17 protein-coding genes are annotated in these 16450 nt (G+C 67.2%); 10 read left to right on the top strand and 7 right to left on the bottom strand.

Going from position 1 to position 16450, the window contains the following annotated elements; genetic code table 11:
* On the bottom strand, window positions 1-376 hold a 376-nt coding region (locus ACLJK8_RS19330; RefSeq protein ID WP_413151984.1), incomplete at its 3' end, for an AfsR/SARP family transcriptional regulator.
* 186 nt (window positions 377-562) lie between these two features.
* Between ACLJK8_RS19330 and ACLJK8_RS19325 the strand changes: the two genes are divergently transcribed.
* Complete coding sequence (locus tag ACLJK8_RS19325) at window positions 563-1501, top strand: alpha/beta fold hydrolase (protein ID WP_413151983.1); 939 nt, start codon at window positions 563-565, stop codon at window positions 1499-1501.
* Window positions 1502-1593: 92 nt separating this feature from the next.
* On the opposite strand, the gene ACLJK8_RS19320 is transcribed toward ACLJK8_RS19325, so the two are convergent.
* On the bottom strand, window positions 1594-2049 hold the full coding sequence (locus tag ACLJK8_RS19320) for an RrF2 family transcriptional regulator (protein ID WP_413151982.1): 456 nt from the start codon (window positions 2047-2049) through the stop codon (window positions 1594-1596).
* Between the two features lie 323 nt (window positions 2050-2372).
* On the opposite strand from ACLJK8_RS19320, the gene hmpA reads away from it, so the two are divergent.
* The gene (hmpA, locus tag ACLJK8_RS19315; RefSeq protein ID WP_413151981.1) at window positions 2373-3584 is read left to right on the top strand and encodes an NO-inducible flavohemoprotein; all 1212 of its coding nucleotides are present in this window, start codon (window positions 2373-2375) and stop codon (window positions 3582-3584) included.
* Window positions 3585-3687: 103 nt separating this feature from the next.
* Here hmpA and ACLJK8_RS19310 read toward each other — a convergent pair whose 3' ends face one another.
* The 4 genes from ACLJK8_RS19310 to ACLJK8_RS19295 form a co-directional block, all read right to left on the bottom strand.
* Window positions 3688-4884, bottom strand: a complete 1197-nt coding sequence (locus ACLJK8_RS19310; protein ID WP_413151980.1) for a PQQ-dependent sugar dehydrogenase — start codon at window positions 4882-4884, stop codon at window positions 3688-3690.
* A 153-nt stretch (window positions 4885-5037) separates the two neighbouring features.
* Window positions 5038-5463 (bottom strand): hypothetical protein, encoded by a 426-nt coding sequence (locus tag ACLJK8_RS19305; RefSeq protein WP_413151979.1) that lies wholly within the window; start codon window positions 5461-5463, stop codon window positions 5038-5040.
* Between the two features lie 89 nt (window positions 5464-5552).
* Window positions 5553-5879, bottom strand: a complete 327-nt coding sequence (locus ACLJK8_RS19300) for a DUF2218 domain-containing protein (RefSeq protein WP_413151978.1) — start codon at window positions 5877-5879, stop codon at window positions 5553-5555.
* A 175-nt stretch (window positions 5880-6054) separates the two neighbouring features.
* A complete protein-coding gene (locus ACLJK8_RS19295; RefSeq protein ID WP_413151977.1) occupies window positions 6055-6834 on the bottom strand; it encodes a DeoR/GlpR family DNA-binding transcription regulator in 780 nt (259 codons plus the stop codon).
* Window positions 6835-7131: 297 nt separating this feature from the next.
* On the opposite strand from ACLJK8_RS19295, the gene glpD reads away from it, so the two are divergent.
* The 8 genes from glpD (at window position 7132) to hchA (ending at window position 15841) form a co-directional block, all read left to right on the top strand.
* Complete coding sequence (glpD, locus tag ACLJK8_RS19290; protein WP_413151976.1) at window positions 7132-8721, top strand: glycerol-3-phosphate dehydrogenase; 1590 nt, start codon at window positions 7132-7134, stop codon at window positions 8719-8721.
* A 61-nt stretch (window positions 8722-8782) separates the two neighbouring features.
* Window positions 8783-9871 carry an ABC transporter ATP-binding protein gene (locus tag ACLJK8_RS19285; protein WP_413151975.1) on the top strand — a complete coding sequence of 363 codons (1089 nt, stop codon included), beginning with the start codon at window positions 8783-8785 and terminating at the stop codon, window positions 9869-9871.
* A gap of 3 nt (window positions 9872-9874) precedes the next feature.
* Window positions 9875-10951 (top strand): ABC transporter ATP-binding protein, encoded by a 1077-nt coding sequence (locus tag ACLJK8_RS19280; protein WP_413151974.1) that lies wholly within the window; start codon window positions 9875-9877, stop codon window positions 10949-10951.
* Window positions 10951-11823 carry a carbohydrate ABC transporter permease gene (locus tag ACLJK8_RS19275; RefSeq protein WP_413151973.1) on the top strand — a complete coding sequence of 291 codons (873 nt, stop codon included), beginning with the start codon at window positions 10951-10953 and terminating at the stop codon, window positions 11821-11823. The genes ACLJK8_RS19280 and ACLJK8_RS19275 overlap by 1 nt, the downstream gene beginning before the upstream one ends.
* Complete coding sequence (locus tag ACLJK8_RS19270) at window positions 11823-12626, top strand: carbohydrate ABC transporter permease (RefSeq protein WP_413151972.1); 804 nt, start codon at window positions 11823-11825, stop codon at window positions 12624-12626. Before ACLJK8_RS19275 ends, ACLJK8_RS19270 begins: the two co-directional genes overlap by 1 nt.
* A 77-nt stretch (window positions 12627-12703) precedes the next feature.
* A complete protein-coding gene (locus tag ACLJK8_RS19265) occupies window positions 12704-13036 on the top strand; it encodes a DUF2160 domain-containing protein (protein WP_413151986.1) in 333 nt (110 codons plus the stop codon).
* Between the two features lie 168 nt (window positions 13037-13204).
* Window positions 13205-14854: a carbohydrate ABC transporter substrate-binding protein gene (locus ACLJK8_RS19260; RefSeq protein WP_413151985.1), complete on the top strand. Its 1650-nt coding sequence runs from the start codon at window positions 13205-13207 to the stop codon at window positions 14852-14854.
* A 123-nt stretch (window positions 14855-14977) separates the two neighbouring features.
* A complete protein-coding gene (gene hchA, locus ACLJK8_RS19255; RefSeq protein ID WP_413151971.1) occupies window positions 14978-15841 on the top strand; it encodes a glyoxalase III HchA in 864 nt (287 codons plus the stop codon).
* 17 nt (window positions 15842-15858) lie between these two features.
* On the opposite strand, the gene ACLJK8_RS19250 is transcribed toward hchA, so the two are convergent.
* A complete protein-coding gene (locus ACLJK8_RS19250; RefSeq protein WP_413151970.1) occupies window positions 15859-16308 on the bottom strand; it encodes a hypothetical protein in 450 nt (149 codons plus the stop codon).
* Window positions 16309-16450 lie beyond the last annotated feature (142 nt).

Below are 16450 nucleotides of genomic sequence, written 5' to 3'. Positions count from 1 at the left end.
AGAACCGCCCGCGGATCGCGAGCGAGGTCGCCACGACCTCGTCGCGGGTCGAGGCCGCGAGCATTTCGAGGTCCACCGCCACGAGATCCGGTTCCAGCCAGACCGCGCCGTCATCGGCGGCCAGCGCGCGCCCCGCGGCGCCCATATGCGCCCGCAGCCTGACGAGGCACTGCCGCAGCGCGTGACGCGCGGCGGAAGTGGAGCGCGCATCGGCCCAGAGCAGTTCGACCAGCGCGGAACGGCTCAGGCGCATGCCGGGCGCGCTCGCCAGACAGGCGAGAAGCGCCATCGCCTTCGGCCCCGGCGTGGCAAGAACCAGGCCGTCGGGGTCCGTGAGACGCGGTTCGCCCAGCAGGGAAATCCGCGGGATGCGCATGGTCGTACGGTCTCCTTCTCGGGGGATATTACCACAACCGCGCCCTCGGCCCATGAAAATCCTGAGAAAAACATGGGCGATCTCGCCGCGTGACGGGGTACGTGACGCCTGCGTGACGCCCGGGATGCCAGTCTCGACCGTGCCAAGGGCGAATTTCGGCGAATCAATATTGAGGAGACTGGGCAAATGAACGACAGCTTGAACATGGCCGTCATCGCGGCCGCCGCGGTCGGCTTCGCGGCGCCGGCCGCCTGGGCCGTCGAGACCGGTGTCATGGCGGTCGATGGCGCCGAGCTTTCCTACATCGAGCAGGGCGAGGGCACTCCGGTCGTCTTCGTCCACGGCGCGATCTCGGACGCGCGCGTGTGGGAAGGCTACGCCGACAAGATCGCGGAGCAGGGGCGCTTCGTCGCCTATACGCAGCGCTATTTCGGGACCGCCGACTGGCCCGACGACGGCGCGAACTTCACGCGCGAGACGCATGTCACGGACCTGATCGCCTTCGTCGAGGGTCTCGATGCCGGTCCGGTCGATCTGGTGACCTGGTCCTACAGCGGCGAGATCGCGACCTATGCCGCGCTGCGGCGCCCGGATCTGTTCCGCTCGATGGTCCACTACGAACCCGATGTCGTGGCGCTTCTCGCCGATCTGCCCGGCGCCGCCGCGGCCGAGGGGCAGTTCTTCGCGACGCTCGGGCCGACGATCGCGGCGCTCGAGGCCGGCGACATGGAAACCGCGGCGCTCCGCGTCATCGAGAGCGTCTTCCGCATGCCTGAAGGCTCGGCCGATGCAGAGGCCGAGCCGTTCCCGACCTACTGGCGCGAGAATGGCCGAACCCTGCCGCCCTACAACGGCATGGCACCGGGCGCGCCGCTCAGCTGCGAGGATCTCGGCCAGCTCAGAATTCCCACGCTGGTCGTGCTCGGGACCGAGACACTGGTGCAATGGGCGATGATCGCCGAGCGTCTGGTGGACTGCTCCGGCAACGCGCTGCTCGCGCGCATGGAGGGCGTCACGCATAACGGACCCTACAAGCGCCCGGAGCGTTTCGCCGATCTGGTTCTCGGGTTCCGGGCGCTGGCCAACGAGCCGGCCGAGATGGCCGAGGGCGACCCCGAGGGTTGAACCCGCGGGTTCAATCCGGCGGGGGATGACCCGGCCAGTCCCGGCGCGGGCGCCGTCAGGGTGTCCGCGCCGGGCGAAAGCCGTGCGGTCTTCTACCCCCGCCCCCCGGAAGCGCGCTCCTCCTCGCCCGCGGAGGCGATGAGCAGGTGCGAGAAATCGCCCTTGCGCGCCAGCACATCCGCCAGCGAGTAGCTGTCGAGGACCGTCAGGAAGGCGCGCAGCGCCTCGTCCAGGACGCTGGTCAGCCCGCAGGCCGGCGCGATGATGCATTCGCCGCAGCCGACCAGATCGAAACTGTCCTCGGTGTGTCGAATCAGGGCGCCGATATTGATCTCGTCGGGCCGCCGGGCGAGGCGAATCCCGCCGTTGCGGCCGCGCACGCTTTCCAGATAGCCGGCGCTGACCAGATCGCTCACCACTTTCATCAGGTGATTCTGCGAGATCGCATAGGCGCGTGCTATCGCCGGGATTGAGCTCATCTGATCCGGGCGCCGCCCCAGGTAGAGCAACACACGCATGGCGAAATCTGAATATCGCGTCAGGCGCATCGGGCTTCCGAAAAAATCATGTATCTATATTGCATGTTTTCGCGCGGCCGTATAGATGCATTGTTAATACATGATTAACGAGCGGTGAGATGATCGGTCACGCGAAGGATGTCCCAAAGTGGAGTGTCCCGGCCGCCTTCGGTCCCACATGCGGGCGAACTTGCCGCCCGGCCGGGTTGCGCCGCCACCGCCGCTATCGGTGACCGGCGAGACGGTTCGAAGGCGCCCCCCCTTCGGCCTGTTTTCCCTCTGCCAGCCAAGATCGGTGGGGCCGCGGACCAACGCGGTCCCACCATATCCCAGTGTACTCAAAGGAGTTTTCGATGTCGCAGCCACTCAGCGGCCAGACGATCGCGCTCGTGAAGGCCACGGTTCCCGCGCTTGAGGCCCACGGCCTCGAGATCGTGCACGAGATGTATTCGCGCATGTTCCAGGACCCCGAGATCCGCGATCTCTTCAATCAGTCGCACCACGGCGATGCCGGGTCCCAGCCGCGCGCGCTGACCGGAGCGATCCTCGCCTATGCCAGCAACATCGACAATCTCGCCGCGCTCGCCCCGGCGGTCGAGCGGATCGCGCAGAAGCATGTCGGGCTGCAGATCCTGCCCGAGCACTATCCGCATGTGGCCAACGCGCTGCTCGGCGCGATCAAGGCGGTGCTGGGCGATGCCGCGACGGACGAGATCCTGGAAGCCTGGGGCGAAGCCTACTGGTTCCTCGCCAATATCCTGATCGCACGTGAGACCCGCATCTACGGCGAACAGAAGGACGCGACCGGCGGCTGGAACGGCTGGCGCGACTTCAAGGTCGAGGAGGTCATTCCCGAGAGCAGCGTGATCAAGTCCTTCGTCCTGCGGCCGGTCGATGGCGGTCCCGTGATGGAGCACCGGCCGGGGCAGTACCTGACCTTCTGGTTCGAGATCCCGGGCAACCCCGCGATCAAGCGCAACTATTCGATCTCGGCAGCGCCCAATGGCGAGACCTACCGCATCTCGGTCAAACGCGAATCGCATGGCCTCGCATCGCGCTGGCTCCATGACGAGGCCGGCCCCGGGACCGTCCTGAAGGTCGCGGCGCCCGCGGGTGAGTTCTACCTCGAGGAAGCGGCGGTCCGGCCGGTGGTCCTGCTCTCGGGCGGCGTCGGCCTGACGCCCATGGTCGCGATGCTCGAGGCGCTGGTCGAGGATGGGGCGGAGGTTCCCGTGCATTACATCCACGGCACGCATGACCGGAAGACTCATGCGATGCGCGATCATGTCCTCGAAGTCGCCGCGCGGGGGAAGGATGTCTCGGTGACGAACTTCCACCAGACGCCGCTCGACGGGGAGACGGCGGGCCGCGACTATGACATGGCCGGCATCATCACAGACGACTGGCTGGTGTCGAACACGCCCGTGGGCAAGGCCGACTATTATATCTGCGGGCCGCGGCCGTTCCTGCGCCACGCGGTCACCGCGCTCGCCCAGGCGGGCGTCCCGTCCAGCCGCATCCACTACGAGTTCTTCGGCCCGGCGGACGAGTTGCTCGCGGCGTGACACGAACCGGACCGGCGGCCCGCCGCCGGTCGATCTCATGCTCACCGGCGGGACTGAACCGCCGGTGCGCCACCTTAGTTCGCAGGCTTCCGGTTCGCGCGCGTCAGTTCGCCGGGGTCAGGCGGATCAGCGCGCCGTTGTCGGCGTCGGTCAGGATCATCACCGATCCGTCCGCCGCGACATCGACGTCGCGCACGCGCCCGATGCCGTCGAGGTAGCGCGCCTCGCCCGTGACCCGCTCGCCGTCGAGTTCAAGCCGGACGAGCGCCTCGACGCCGAGCCCGCCCATCAGCACGCTGCTCTGCCAGTCGGGGAACATCTCGCCGTCATAGAAGACCATCCCGCTCGGGGCGATGACCGGGTCCCAGTAGTAGACCGGCTGCTCCACCCCCTCGCGCGCGGTGATCCCCTCGCCGATCGGGCCGCCGCCGTAGTCCTCGCCATAGGTGACCACCGGCCAGCCGTAGTTGAGCCCCGGCCGCGGCCGGTTCAGCTCGTCGCCGCCCTGGGGGCCATGCTCGACGGTCCAGAGAGCCCCGTCGGGAGCGAGCGCCGCCGACTGGATGTTGCGATGACCGTAGGACCAGATCTCGGGCAGGCCGCCCGGAATCTCGGGATTGCCCGCCGCGGGGCCGCCCATCGGGTCGATCCGGATGACCTTGCCGAGATGGGTCGAGACATCCTGTGACAGTTGCCTCGGCTCGGGCAGGGACCGCTCGCCCGTGGTCACGAAGAGCGCGCCGTCGCGGTCGAAAACCAGCCGCGAGCCGTAATGCATGGCCGAATTCCAGGCCGGCTCCTGCTGGAAGATCACGGAAACATCGGTCATGGCCGCGCCGTCCTCGGAGAGCAGGCCGGTCGCGACGGCGGTCGCGTTCAACCCGTCGCCGCGCGGCTCCGAGAAGCTCCACCAGACCCGGCGGGTCTCGGCGAAGTCGTCGCCGACCAGAACGTCGAGCAGTCCGCCCTGCCGGCGGGCGTCGACCTCGGGCAGGCCGTCGATCGGAGCCGAAAGCGCGCCCTCCGCCGAGACGAGCCGCATCTGGCCCGAGCGTTCGGTAACGAGCCAGCCGCCGTCGGGAAGCTGGTCCATCCCCCAGGGATGGTCGAGCCCGTCGGTGATCGTCTCTTCCGCCAGTTCGATCCCGTCCGGGATCACCGGGGCGCGCGTCTGGCCTTCGAAGGCCGGCCGCTGATCGGGCGCGTTGGGGGCGGCCGCGTTGAAATCCTGCGCCGCGCATCCGAGTGGCAGCGCGGTCAGAAGACTTGTCGCTGCGATCTGGGCCAATGGTCGGGTCATGGTTCGCTCGCTTTCCGATAGTCGCTTCGGAGGAGACTAGCGGGCAGGAAGGCAAAGTCATGTCCAGGGCGCCTGGCTCGCGGAAACGCTATCGCGGGGGGCGCGGGCAAAGTGCCGCGCGCCGATGGGGCGCCCGCGAGGCCGAGCCCCGTTTCACTCCATCTTCATCTCCAGAAGCTGGCCGTCGGCTGCGAATTCCGCCTCGAACCGCTGTCCGTCACCGCGCGTGCCCTCCAGTTCCAGACCGCCATCATCGAGGTCGAGTTCATCAAACAGGGCATCGGCGGGATAATCCGGATTGGCCCGGATCGCCTCGGGCACGGCGGCCGCGACCGCCTCGGCGGGAAAGCCTTCGTCGCCTTCCGCTTCGATGTCCTCGAGCGCGCCTTCGGCATTGAAGTCGAGTTCGACGCGTTGACCGCCGGGCAACGCGCCTGTGACATGCCGACCGTCCGCGCCGACGCTCACCGTTTCCGCCCCGGTCAGCCCGAGTTCCTCGACGAGCGGTGGATGATCCTCCGCCGCGTGCGCGAGGGCGGGCGTCAGGACGAGGAATGCCGGGAGAAGAATGTTTCGCATCGTCTGACTGCCTCCTGTGCCGTTTCGGCCTTGCTCAGTTCGGTCGGTCCCGGGCGCGCCCGGATTGCGCGCGCCGGATCGTCCGGAAGTCAGGCAACGCGCCAGTCGAAGGTCAGTTCCTCGCGGAAGGCGAACCGGACGAGGTGCCGGACCACGACATCCTTCAGGTCGTCCATCTCGGCGGGTGATGCCTCCAGGTCGAGCGTCAGGGCGCCCTCGTCGGCGCGCAGGCGGGCCGTGCCGATCGAGAATGGAACCACGCCCTCGGAGGGCGTGAACTCGACACCCGGCAGCTTGTGGGCGAAGTGCTTGCAAAGCTGGCCGAGGTAGCGGGCGGCATGGGGGGTGGCGACGGTGGCGGTTTCGCGGACGGCGCCCTCCGCGCCTTGTGCCGGGGCGTCGGTATCATCGGTCATTTGGTTCTCCAACAAGTCGTTTAGATTGCTTTGGCCGCGGCGAAGATCCCGCGAACGCGGAGTCCGGCTGGCCACCGGCGAGGGTGCGTGCCGTCTGCTCGAGGGCGACATAGTACCGGGTCCGGATCGTGGCAATCCCGGGCGTCGGATCTGGCCCCCCGCGGTCTCGCGGACTCTAGCCTCCGGCGGTCTCGGCCGAGGACATGTGCACCTCGGTCCCCCATTCGGCGCAGCGCCGGGCGAGGGGGGAGGGGAGCGGCTGGTCGGTGAAGATCGCCGAGATTTCCGCGAGCGATCCGAGCAGCGCCGGGGCCGAGCGGCCGAACTTGGAATGATCGCAGACGAGGCAGCTTCGGCGCGCCTGCCGCAGGATCGCCCGGGAGACGCGCACCTCGGCGAGGTCGAAGTCGAGGAGATCCCCGTCCGGGTCGATCGCGGACACGCCGATGACGGCGAAATCGACCTTGAACTGACCGAAGAACTCGCTCGTCAGATCGCCGACCAGCCCGCCGTCCGAGCGGCGGAGCGCGCCGCCCGCGACCATGATGTCGCATCCGGGATTGGCGAGCAGGATATTGGCGACGTTCATGTTGTTGGTGACCACGGTGATATTGCGGTGGCCGAGGAGCTCGCGCGCCACCGCCTCGGTCGTGGTGCCGAGGTTGAGGATGATCGAGCAGTTGTCCGGGATGGTCGCCGCGCAGGCCCGGGCGATCGCGGTCTTCGCCGCCTCGTTCATGCCGCGGCGCTGCTCGTAGCCGAGGTTGGTCACGCCGGTGCGCGGCACGGCGCCGCCATGGACGCGGTCGATGAGCCCGACATCGGCCAGATCGGCGAGATCGCGGCGGATCGTCTGCAGCGCGACCTCGAACCGCTGGGCGAGATCCTCGACGAAGACGCGACCCTCGCCCCGGGCGATTTCCAGAATTTCGGATTGTCGCAGGCTGAGGGGCATTCCGGTCGCCGGTTATTCGTTCAGGTTGGGCACGTACAGATCGGGGTTCGGATTGGTGCGAAAGGGTGGGCGATCGCGCAACGGCGGTCAACTGGCAATTTGATCTGCGTCGGGATTGAGCAATCATGACGCGGCGCAACGTCAGACGCGCGAAATGCTGCGCCTGCGTAAAGAAATCGCGTGAATGGCGCGCGTGAAAATTCGTTTCGATCCATTTCGCACATCCGCGCGCATTTCTTCGTTGACGAACGGGCCAAGGCGGGAGTAGCCCGGAGAGAGGGACCGGAAGGAGCGCGGATGGCGCGGGAAGCCGAGATCGCGGATCTGTTCGTCATAGGCGGCGGCGTCAACGGCTGCGGCATCGCGCGCGACGCGGCCGGCCGGGGCCTCACGGTGATCCTCGCGGAGCAGGGCGATCTCGCCTCCGCGACCTCCTCGGCTTCGACCAAGCTCTTTCACGGCGGGCTCAGGTACCTGGAATTCTTCGAGTTCCGTCTGGTCCGCGAGGCGCTGGAGGAGCGCGAGACGCTGCTCGCCGCCATGCCGCATATCAGCTGGCCGATGCGTTTCGTGCTGCCGCTGAGCCCGGAGATGCGTTTCGAGAGCGATACCCCGACCTCGCGGCTCCTGGCCCGGGTCATGCCGTGGATGAAGGGGCGGCGGCCGGCCTGGCTGATAAGGCTCGGGCTCCTGCTCTACGACACGCTCGGCGGGAGGAAGATCCTGCCGGCGACGCGCACGCTCGATCTCGCGCGCGATCCGGCGGGGCGTCCGCTCAGGCCCGTGTTCCGCCGCGCCTATGAATATTCCGACTGCTGGGTCGAGGATTCGCGGCTCGTGGTGCTCAACGCCCGCGACGCGATGGCGCGCGGCGCGCGGATACTGACGCGGGAGCGCGTCGTCTCCGCCTCGCGCGAGGACGGGGTCTGGCACGTGGTGACCGAGGGGCCGGAGGGGCGGCGCGGGCACCGGGCGCGGGCGCTCGTCAACGCGGGCGGGCCCTGGGTCGAGAGCGTCCTGCGCGATGTCGTCGGCCTGAAACCCGCCGCCGGCGTGCGGCTCGTTCGGGGCAGCCATATCGTCACGCGCAGGCTCTACGACCACGACCGCTGCTATTTCTTCCAGGGGACGGACGGGCGGATCATCTTCGCGATCCCCTACGAGCAGGATTTCACCCTGATCGGCACCACCGACATGGACCACGGGGACGCGCCGGGCGAGGCGCGCTGCACCGGGGCGGAGCGCGACTATCTCCTCGCCTTCGCCTCGCGCTATTTCGCGACGCCGGTGACAGCGGAGGATGTGGTCTGGAGCTATTCCGGGGTCCGGCCGCTCTACAATGACGGTTCCGGTTCGGCGACGGCCGCGACGCGCGACTATGTGCTGGCGCTCGACGCGGAGGGCGCGCCGCTGCTCAACGTCTTCGGCGGCAAGATCACCACGCATCGCCGTCTCGCCGAGAGCGCGCTTGCGAAGCTCGCACCGTTCCTTCCGGACGCGGCGGGGCCGTGGACGGCGCGGGCGCCGCTGCCGGGCGGGGATTTCCGCCATGACGGCGTCGCCGATCTGACCGCGCGGCTCCGGGCGCGCTATCCGTTCCTGACCGCCTACTGGGCCGGGCGGCTGATCCGCGCCTATGGGACCGAGGCGGAATGCGTGCTCGGCCCCGCGGCGACGGCGGCGGATCTCGGCCGCGATTTCGGCGCTACGCTGACCGAGGCGGAGGTGCGCTGGCTCGTCACGCGCGAATTCGCCCGCGAGGCCGAGGATATCCTCTGGCGGCGGAGCAAGCTCGGACTACGCATGACGCCTGGCGAGGCGGCGGCGCTCGATGATTTCGTGCGTGACATGGTGAATGCGACCGGGGCGATTACCCCGGCAGCCTGAGGATGGCGACAAGACAACGGCGTCCGGGTCAACCCCCGGCGCCGCGATCGAAGGGGAGAGGATGACGCTCACGCTTCAGGGGGTGACACGCCGGGTACGCGGGATGACGCATGTGCATCCGACCGACCTGACGCTCGGGAAGGGCACGATGAACGTGCTGCTCGGGCCGACCCTGTCGGGTAAGACCTCGCTCATGCGCCTGATGGCGGGGCTCGACAAGCCGAGCGAGGGCCGCGTGCTCTGGGAAGACCGGGATGTCACCGGCGTTCCGGTGCAGGAGCGGCGGGTGGCCATGGTCTACCAGCAGTTCATCAACTACCCGACGCTCTCGGTCTACGAGAACATCGCCTCGCCGCTCAGGCTGACGGGCATGTCGCGCGAGGAGATCGACCGGGCGGTGCGGGAGACGGCGGATTTCCTGCGGCTGACGCCGATGCTCGACCGCAAGCCGCTGGAGCTTTCCGGCGGGCAGCAGCAGCGCTGCGCGCTCGCCCGCGCGCTGGTGAAGGGGGCTGGGCTCGTGCTGCTCGACGAACCGCTCGCCAATCTCGACTACAAGCTCCGCGAGGAATTGCGCGTCGAGATCCCGCGGATCTTCGAGGCTTCGGGGGCGATCTTCGTCTATGCGACGACCGAGCCCGAGGAGGCGCTGCTGCTCGGCGGCAACACGGCGACGCTCTGGGAAGGCCGGGTGACGCAGTTCGGCCCGACGCCGACCGTCTACCGCCAGCCCTGCGACGCGACGACCGCGCGCGTCTTCAGCGACCCGCCGATGAACTTCGTCCCCTGCCGCAAGCGCGCCGGAACCGTCGCCTTCGGTTCCGCGCCGGCGATCCCGGCCTCGGGGCCGCTGGCGGCGATCGCGGACGGGAGCTATCGCGCGGGTTTCCGGGCCAACCATGTCGCGCTCGCCGATCCCGGCGGCGCCGCGGTCGCCTTCGATTGCGTGCTGACCGGGAGCGAGATCACCGGTTCGGAGACCTTCGTGCACCTGCGCCACGGCGATGACACCTGGGTCGGGCTCGTGAAGGGCGTGCACCAGATCCCCGCGGGCGAGCGGCTGACGGTCTGGATCGACCCGGCCCATGTCTATCTTTTCGACGCCGAGGGCCGGCTCGCCGCGCCCGCGGCCTATGCGATGGCGGCCTGACCGATGGCCCGGATCACCCTTTCGAAGCTCGCACACAGCTACTTCCCCAATCCGACGAGCGAGGCGCAGTTCGCGCTCAAGGAGATGGATCACGTCTGGCAGGACGGCGGCGCCTATGCGCTGCTCGGCGCCTCGGGCTGCGGCAAGACCACGCTGCTCAACATCATCTCCGGGCTGCTCAGGCCATCGCGGGGGCGGGTGCTCTTCGGGGAGCGGGACGTGACCGAGCTCGCACCGGAGGCGCGCGACATCGCGCAGGTGTTCCAGTTCCCCGTGGTCTACGACACGATGACCGTGCGCGAGAACCTCGCCTTTCCGCTCAGGAACCGCCGCCAGGACCCGGCCCAGATCGCCGCGCGGGTCCAGGAGATCGCGCGGATGATCGGCATGGAAGCGGTGCTCGACCGCAAGGCGCGCGGGCTCACCGCCGATGCGAAACAGAAGATCAGCCTCGGCCGCGGCATGGTCCGGCGCGACGTGAACGCGATCCTGTTCGACGAGCCGCTGACCGTGATCGACCCGCATATGAAATGGGAACTGCGGACGCAGCTGAAGCAGCTGCACCGCGAGTTTGGTCATACGATGATCTATGTCACCCACGACCAGACCGAGGCGCTGACCTTCGCCGACCGGGTGGTGGTGATGCACGATGGCCGGGTGGTGCAGATGGGCACGCCGGAGGAGCTGTTCGAGGCGCCGGAGCACACGTTCGTCGGCTATTTCATCGGCTCGCCCGGCATGAACCTGTTCGATGCCCGGATCGAGGGCGCGACCGCGCATCTCGCGGGCGGCGCGGTGGCGCTCGGCGCCGATTATGGCGCGCCATCCGGGCGGACCCAGATCGGCATCCGGCCGGAATACGTGACGCTGACCGAAGGCGACGGCCTGCCGGTGACGATCCGCCGGGTCGAGGATGTGGGCCGGCACCGGATCGTGCGCGCGGAGCTGTTCGGCCAGCCGCTCAACGTGATCGCCGAGGAGGGTGAGCCCCTGCCGGCGGGCGAGCCGCGGGTCGCCTTCGCGCCGGCGCGGATCAACGTCTACGCCGATGACTGGCGCGTTCGGGGGGGAGCCGGCTGATGGAGAAGACCCAGAACAACAGCGCCTGGCTCCTCGTGCTGCCGATGCTGGTGATCGTCGCCTTCTCGGCGGTGATCCCGCTGATGACGGTGGTGAACTATTCGGTCAACGACACGTTCGGGAACAACCAGTTCTTCTGGGCCGGGCTCGAATGGTTCGACGAGATGCTGCATTCGGATCGGCTCTGGTCGGCGCTCGGGCGCAATATCCTGTTCTCGGCGATCATCCTCGCGATCGAGGTGCCGCTCGGCATCTTCGTCGCGCTCAACATGCCCCAGAAGGGCTTCTGGTCGTCGTTCTGCCTCGTCGTGATGGCACTGCCGCTCCTGGTGCCGTTCAACGTCGTGGGCACGATCTGGCAGATCTTCGGGCGAACCGACATCGGCCTGCTCGGCCATGCGCTCTGGTCGATCGGGCTCGACTACAATTACACCGCGAACCCGCTCCATGCCTGGATCACCATCATCGTGATGGATGTCTGGCACTGGACGAGCCTCGTGGCGCTGCTCTGCTACGCCGCGCTGCGGTCGATCCCGCGGGCCTATTACCAGGCGGCGAAGATCGACCAGGCCAGCCGCTGGAAGATCTTCCGCTACATCGAACTGCCGAAGATGAACGGCGTCCTGATGATCGCGATCCTGCTCCGCTTCATGGACAGTTTCATGATCTATACCGAGCCCTTCGTCGTCACCGGCGGCGGCCCCGGCAATTCGACGACCTTCCTCTCGATCGACCTCGTGAAGATGGCGGTCGGACAGTTCGACCTCGGCCCGGCGGCGGCCTTCTCGATCATGTACTTCCTCGTGATCCTGCTCGTCTCCTGGGTCTTCTACACGGTGATGACCAACATCGACAAAGCGGAGGGTGCCTGATGCGTCTGAAGTACTCGCCCCTCGTGATGACGCTCTACCTCTTGTTCCTGATGATCCCGATCTACTGGCTCATCAACATGAGCCTGAAGACCAATACCGAGATCACCTCGACCTTCACGCTCTTTCCGAACGAACTGACCTTCCGCAACTACCGCGTGATCCTGACCGATCCGAGCTGGTACATGGGCTATGTCAATTCGATCATCTACGTGGTGATGAACACGGTCATCTCGGTGACCGTGGCGCTGCCCGCCGCCTATGCCTTCAGCCGTTACAGCTTCATCGGCGACAAGCATCTGTTCTTCTGGCTGCTCACGAACCGGATGGCGCCGCCGGCGGTTTTCGCGCTGCCGTTCTTCCAGCTCTATTCCTCGGTCGGGCTCTTCGACACGCATATCGCGGTCGCGCTCGCGCATTGCCTGTTCAACGTGGCGCTCGCGGTCTGGATTCTCGAAGGCTTCATGCGCGGCGTGCCGAAGGAACTCGACGAGACCGCCTATATCGACGGCTATTCCTTCGGCCGGTTCTTCGTGAAGATCTTCATGCCGCTGATCGCGAGCGGCATCGGCGTCGCCGCCTTCTTCTGCTTCATGTTCTCCTGGGTCGAGCTTCTGCTCGCGCGCACGCTGACGGCGGTCAATGCGAAACCGATCTCGGCGGTGATGACGCGCACGGTCTCGGCCTCGGGCATGGACTGGGGGGTGCTGGCGGCCGCCGGGGTCCTGACCATCGTGCCGGGGGCGCTGGTGATCTATTTCGTCCGCAACTACATCGCCAAGGGCTTCGCCCTGGGGAGGGTGTGATGAGCGCCGCGCGCTGGAGAACGCTTTGCGTGGGCCTCGCCGCGGTCGTCGTCGCGGTCTTCGGCCTGCTCGTCTGGATGGTCCCGGCGAGCGACGGCGAGCGCGACTGGACCGGGCAGCTCGTCGAGGGCGGGTGGATGGCCTGGACCTTCCCGGTCGCGGTCTTCTTCCTCGTCATCGCCACGCTGCTCGCGGTGATGACGCTGCTCGCGATACGCTATCCCGAGACGCCGCGCGCAGGCGTGCTCAGGATCGAGACGACACGGGGCGACCGCCTCTTCATCTCTCTGGTCGGCTCCGCCTTCATCAACCTGACCTGGCTCTACATCTTCGGCGCCGACGGCCCGCCGCTCTGGGGCGCGCTCGCCGTCTGCCTCGTCTACGCGCTGGCGGTGTTTCGCTGGGTATGACGGGGAGCATTGGGCCGGAGAACGGCCAGAGATCGGTAACGAGTGACCCGATGACCAGTCATCGAGAAACGTGAACTCACTCCAAGGGAGGATAATGTGAGAAACGGACGGACGACCACCGCCTTGGGCCTCGCGCTCGCCGTGCTCGGCGCGCCTGCCTGGGCGGATATGGAGGCGGCGAAAGCCTTCCTCGACAACGAGATCGGCGAGCTTTCCAGCCTGACCCGCGCCGAACAGGAAGCGGAGATGCAGTGGTTCGTCGACGCGGCCGCGCCCTTCCAGGGCGCGGATATCAGGGTCGTGTCGGAGACGATCACCACGCATGAATATGAGGCGAAGGTGCTGGCGCCCGCCTTCACCGCGATCACCGGCATCCGGATCACTCATGACCTGATCGGCGAGGGCGATGTCGTCGAGAAGCTGCAGACGCAGATGCAGACCGGCGAGAACATCTACGACGCCTATATCAACGACTCCGATCTGATCGGCACGCACTGGCGCTACCAGCAGGCGCGCGACCTGACCGACTGGATGGCGAACGACGGCAAGGATGTCACCAACCCCGGGCTCGACCTCGAGGATTTCATCGGCATCAAGTTCGTGACCGGTCCGGACGGCAAGGTCTACCAGCTCCCCGACCAGCAATTCGCGAACCTCTACTGGTTCCGCTACGACTGGTTCAACGACGAGAAGACCAAGGCGGACTTCCAGGAGAAGTACGGCTATGAACTCGGCGTGCCGGTGAACTGGACCGCCTATCAGGACATCGCCGCGTTCTTCACCGGCCGCGACATGTCCTATGCCGGCGGCCCGGCCTCGGGCGTCTTCGGCAGCATGGACTACGGCAAGAAGGACCCGTCGCTCGGCTGGCGCTACACCGATGCCTGGATGTCGATGGCGGGCATGGGCGACTCGGGCGAGCCGAACGGGCTGCCGGTCGATGAATGGGGCATCCGGGTCGACGAGAATTCGCGTCCCGTCGGCTCCTGCGTCGCCCGCGGCGGCTCGACCAACGACGCCGCGGCGGTCTACGCGGTGACGAAGGCGATCGAATGGCTGAAGGCCTATTCCCCGCCGGCGGCGATGGGGATGACCTTCTCCGAGGCGGGGCCGGTCCCGGCGCAGGGCAATGTCGCCCAGCAGATGTTCTGGTACACCGCCTTCACCGCCGACATGGTCAAGCCCGGCATCCCGGTCATGAACGAGGATGGCACGCCGAAATGGCGCATGGCGCCGAGCCCGCATGGCGCCTACTGGAAGGACGGCATGAAGGTCGGCTATCAGGACGCCGGTTCCTGGACGCTGATGCAATCGACGCCGGTCGATCGCGCCAAGGCCGCCTGGCTCTACGCGCAGTTCGTGACCTCGAAGACCGTCGACGTGAAGAAGAGCCACGTCGGCCTGACCTTCATCCGCGAGTCGACGGTCTCGGACGAGTCCTTCACCGAGCGCGCGCCCGAGCTTGGCGGGCTGGTCGAGTTCTACCGGTCGCCCGCGCGCGAGCAGTGGTCGCCGACCGGGACCAACATCCCCGACTATCCGAAGCTGGCGCAGCTCTGGTGGCAGAACATCGGCGATGCGATGTCGGGGGCGAAGACTCCGCAGGAGGCGCTCGACGCGCTCTGCGCCGACCAGGAGAAGGTGCTCGACCGGCTCGAGCGGTCGAAGATCCAGGGTGACCTGGGGCCGATGCTGAACGAGGAACAGGACGCGCAGTACTGGCTCGATCAGCCCGGCGCTCCGGTCCCGATGCTCGAGAACGAGGAGCCCGCGGCCGAGACCGTCTCCTACGACGAGCTTGTGAAGTCCTGGGAATAGGGCGGCCCGCGCACCGTCAGGCTCCCCGTCCGCTCCGGAGGCGGACGGGGAGCCCCCTTTTTGCAACCGATCCATCCCCCGTGTCGTTGATGCCCAGATACGACCAAGTTGGAGCAGACGACCATGAGCGACGCTCAGTCCGAGGACAGGCGCCCGACCCCCGATCCGGCCGAGGATAACGCATTCTTCCCTTCACCCTATTCGCTCGGCCAGTTCACCTCGCCGAAGTCCGATCTGAGTGGTGCCGACTACCCGAAACCCTACACGGGCGGGCGCTGGAAGATCCTGATGATCGGCGCCGACGAGCGCTACCTGCTGACCGACAACGGGACGATGTTCTCGACCGGCAACCACCCCGTCGAGACGCTGCTTCCGATGTATCATCTCGACAAGGCCGACTTCGCCTTCGATGTGACCACGCTTTCGGGAAACCCGGTCAAGTTCGAGCTTTGGGCGATGCCCTCCGAGGACGAGGAGGTGAAGGGTCTGTTCGCGAAGTATCGCGGCCAGTTCAAGCAGCCGGGGAAGCTGGCGGATGTGATCGAAACGGCGCTCGGCGACGACTCCGACTATATCGGTGTCTTCATCCCGGGCGGCCACGGCGCGCTGATCGGCTTGCCCGGGAGCGAGGATGTCCGGAAAGTGCTCGAATGGGCGGCGGAGAAGGACCGGTTCGTCATTTCGCTCTGCCACGGTCCGGCGGCCTTCCTCGCCGCGGGCGACAGCGCGATCTATCTGGGCTACAGGATCTGCGCCTTCCCCGACGCGCTCGATGCGCGGACGCCCGATATCGGCTACATGCCGGGCCATCTGACCTGGAAATTCGGCGAACGGCTGAGATCGATCGGGATCGAGATCATCAACGACGACATCTCGGGCGCGACACATCGCGATCGCAAGATGCTGACGGGCGACAGCCCGCTGGCTGCGAACGGACTCGGCCGGCTCGCGGCCGACGCTCTGCTCGAAGAGGTGGCGGGCGGCTGATCGACCCGCCCTCGCTCTCAGCGGCGCGGCACCGCCTTCGGGCGCAGGTGGCGCGTCTGGGCGGCGATGCGGAATGGCGCGTTCGGGGCACCATAGCCCTGATAGCCGCCGCGGCGCTCGACGATCTCGAAGAAGGAACCCTCGCCGATATTCGGGCTGTAGAGCTGGAAGAACTCGCCGTGGTCATCGCGGTCGTAGAGGATGTTGAGCGCGCGCAGCCGGTCGGCGAACGCCGGTTCGAGCCCGAAGCGCGCCTCCGCATCGTCGAAATAGTTCCGCGAGATCACCAGCCCCTCGAAGCCGCCCGCCGCCAGCGCCTCGGCGGTGGCGAAGATGTCGCGCGTCTCGAAGGCGACATGCTGGACGGCGGAGCCGAAGGTATCCGCGATGAAGCGTCCGGCGAGGGTGCGTGTGTTCTCCGCGCCGTTCAGTGTCAGGCGGAAGCTGCCGTCGGCGTTTTCGATCACCTGGCTGCGTACCACACCGGACGGGTCGATGGTCTTGCCCCCATTTCACCGGACACTCAGGCGGTTGCGGTTTCAGCTGCGATGAACTCGCGGGGCGAGCGCATTTTCAGCCCTGAGTGCGGGTGGTTTTCGTTGTAGTCCT

This window comes from Amaricoccus sp. W119 (assembly GCF_047275745.1).
In the GTDB taxonomy this organism is placed as follows: domain Bacteria; phylum Pseudomonadota; class Alphaproteobacteria; order Rhodobacterales; family Rhodobacteraceae; genus Amaricoccus.
This window is presented reverse-complemented; position numbering and strand designations above follow the sequence as displayed.

Bases quoted from the DNA above. Each gene is read 5' to 3' on its own strand.
- ACLJK8_RS19325 (WP_413151983.1), top strand. From the start codon at position 563: ATGAACGACAGCTTGAACATGGCCGTCATCGCGGCCGCCGCGGTCGGC.
- ACLJK8_RS19320 (WP_413151982.1), bottom strand. From the start codon at position 2,049: ATGCGCCTGACGCGATATTCAGATTTCGCCATGCGTGTGTTGCTCTAC.
- hmpA (WP_413151981.1), top strand. From the start codon at position 2,373: ATGTCGCAGCCACTCAGCGGCCAGACGATCGCGCTCGTGAAGGCCACG.
- ACLJK8_RS19310 (WP_413151980.1), bottom strand. From the start codon at position 4,884: ATGACCCGACCATTGGCCCAGATCGCAGCGACAAGTCTTCTGACCGCG.
- ACLJK8_RS19305 (WP_413151979.1), bottom strand. From the start codon at position 5,463: ATGCGAAACATTCTTCTCCCGGCATTCCTCGTCCTGACGCCCGCCCTC.
- ACLJK8_RS19300 (WP_413151978.1), bottom strand. From the start codon at position 5,879: ATGACCGATGATACCGACGCCCCGGCACAAGGCGCGGAGGGCGCCGTC.
- ACLJK8_RS19295 (WP_413151977.1), bottom strand. From the start codon at position 6,834: ATGCCCCTCAGCCTGCGACAATCCGAAATTCTGGAAATCGCCCGGGGC.
- glpD (WP_413151976.1), top strand. From the start codon at position 7,132: ATGGCGCGGGAAGCCGAGATCGCGGATCTGTTCGTCATAGGCGGCGGC.
- ACLJK8_RS19285 (WP_413151975.1), top strand. From the start codon at position 8,783: ATGACGCTCACGCTTCAGGGGGTGACACGCCGGGTACGCGGGATGACG.
- ACLJK8_RS19280 (WP_413151974.1), top strand. From the start codon at position 9,875: ATGGCCCGGATCACCCTTTCGAAGCTCGCACACAGCTACTTCCCCAAT.
- ACLJK8_RS19275 (WP_413151973.1), top strand. From the start codon at position 10,951: ATGGAGAAGACCCAGAACAACAGCGCCTGGCTCCTCGTGCTGCCGATG.
- ACLJK8_RS19270 (WP_413151972.1), top strand. From the start codon at position 11,823: ATGCGTCTGAAGTACTCGCCCCTCGTGATGACGCTCTACCTCTTGTTC.
- ACLJK8_RS19265 (WP_413151986.1), top strand. From the start codon at position 12,704: ATGGTCCCGGCGAGCGACGGCGAGCGCGACTGGACCGGGCAGCTCGTC.
- ACLJK8_RS19260 (WP_413151985.1), top strand. From the start codon at position 13,205: ATGGAGGCGGCGAAAGCCTTCCTCGACAACGAGATCGGCGAGCTTTCC.
- hchA (WP_413151971.1), top strand. From the start codon at position 14,978: ATGAGCGACGCTCAGTCCGAGGACAGGCGCCCGACCCCCGATCCGGCC.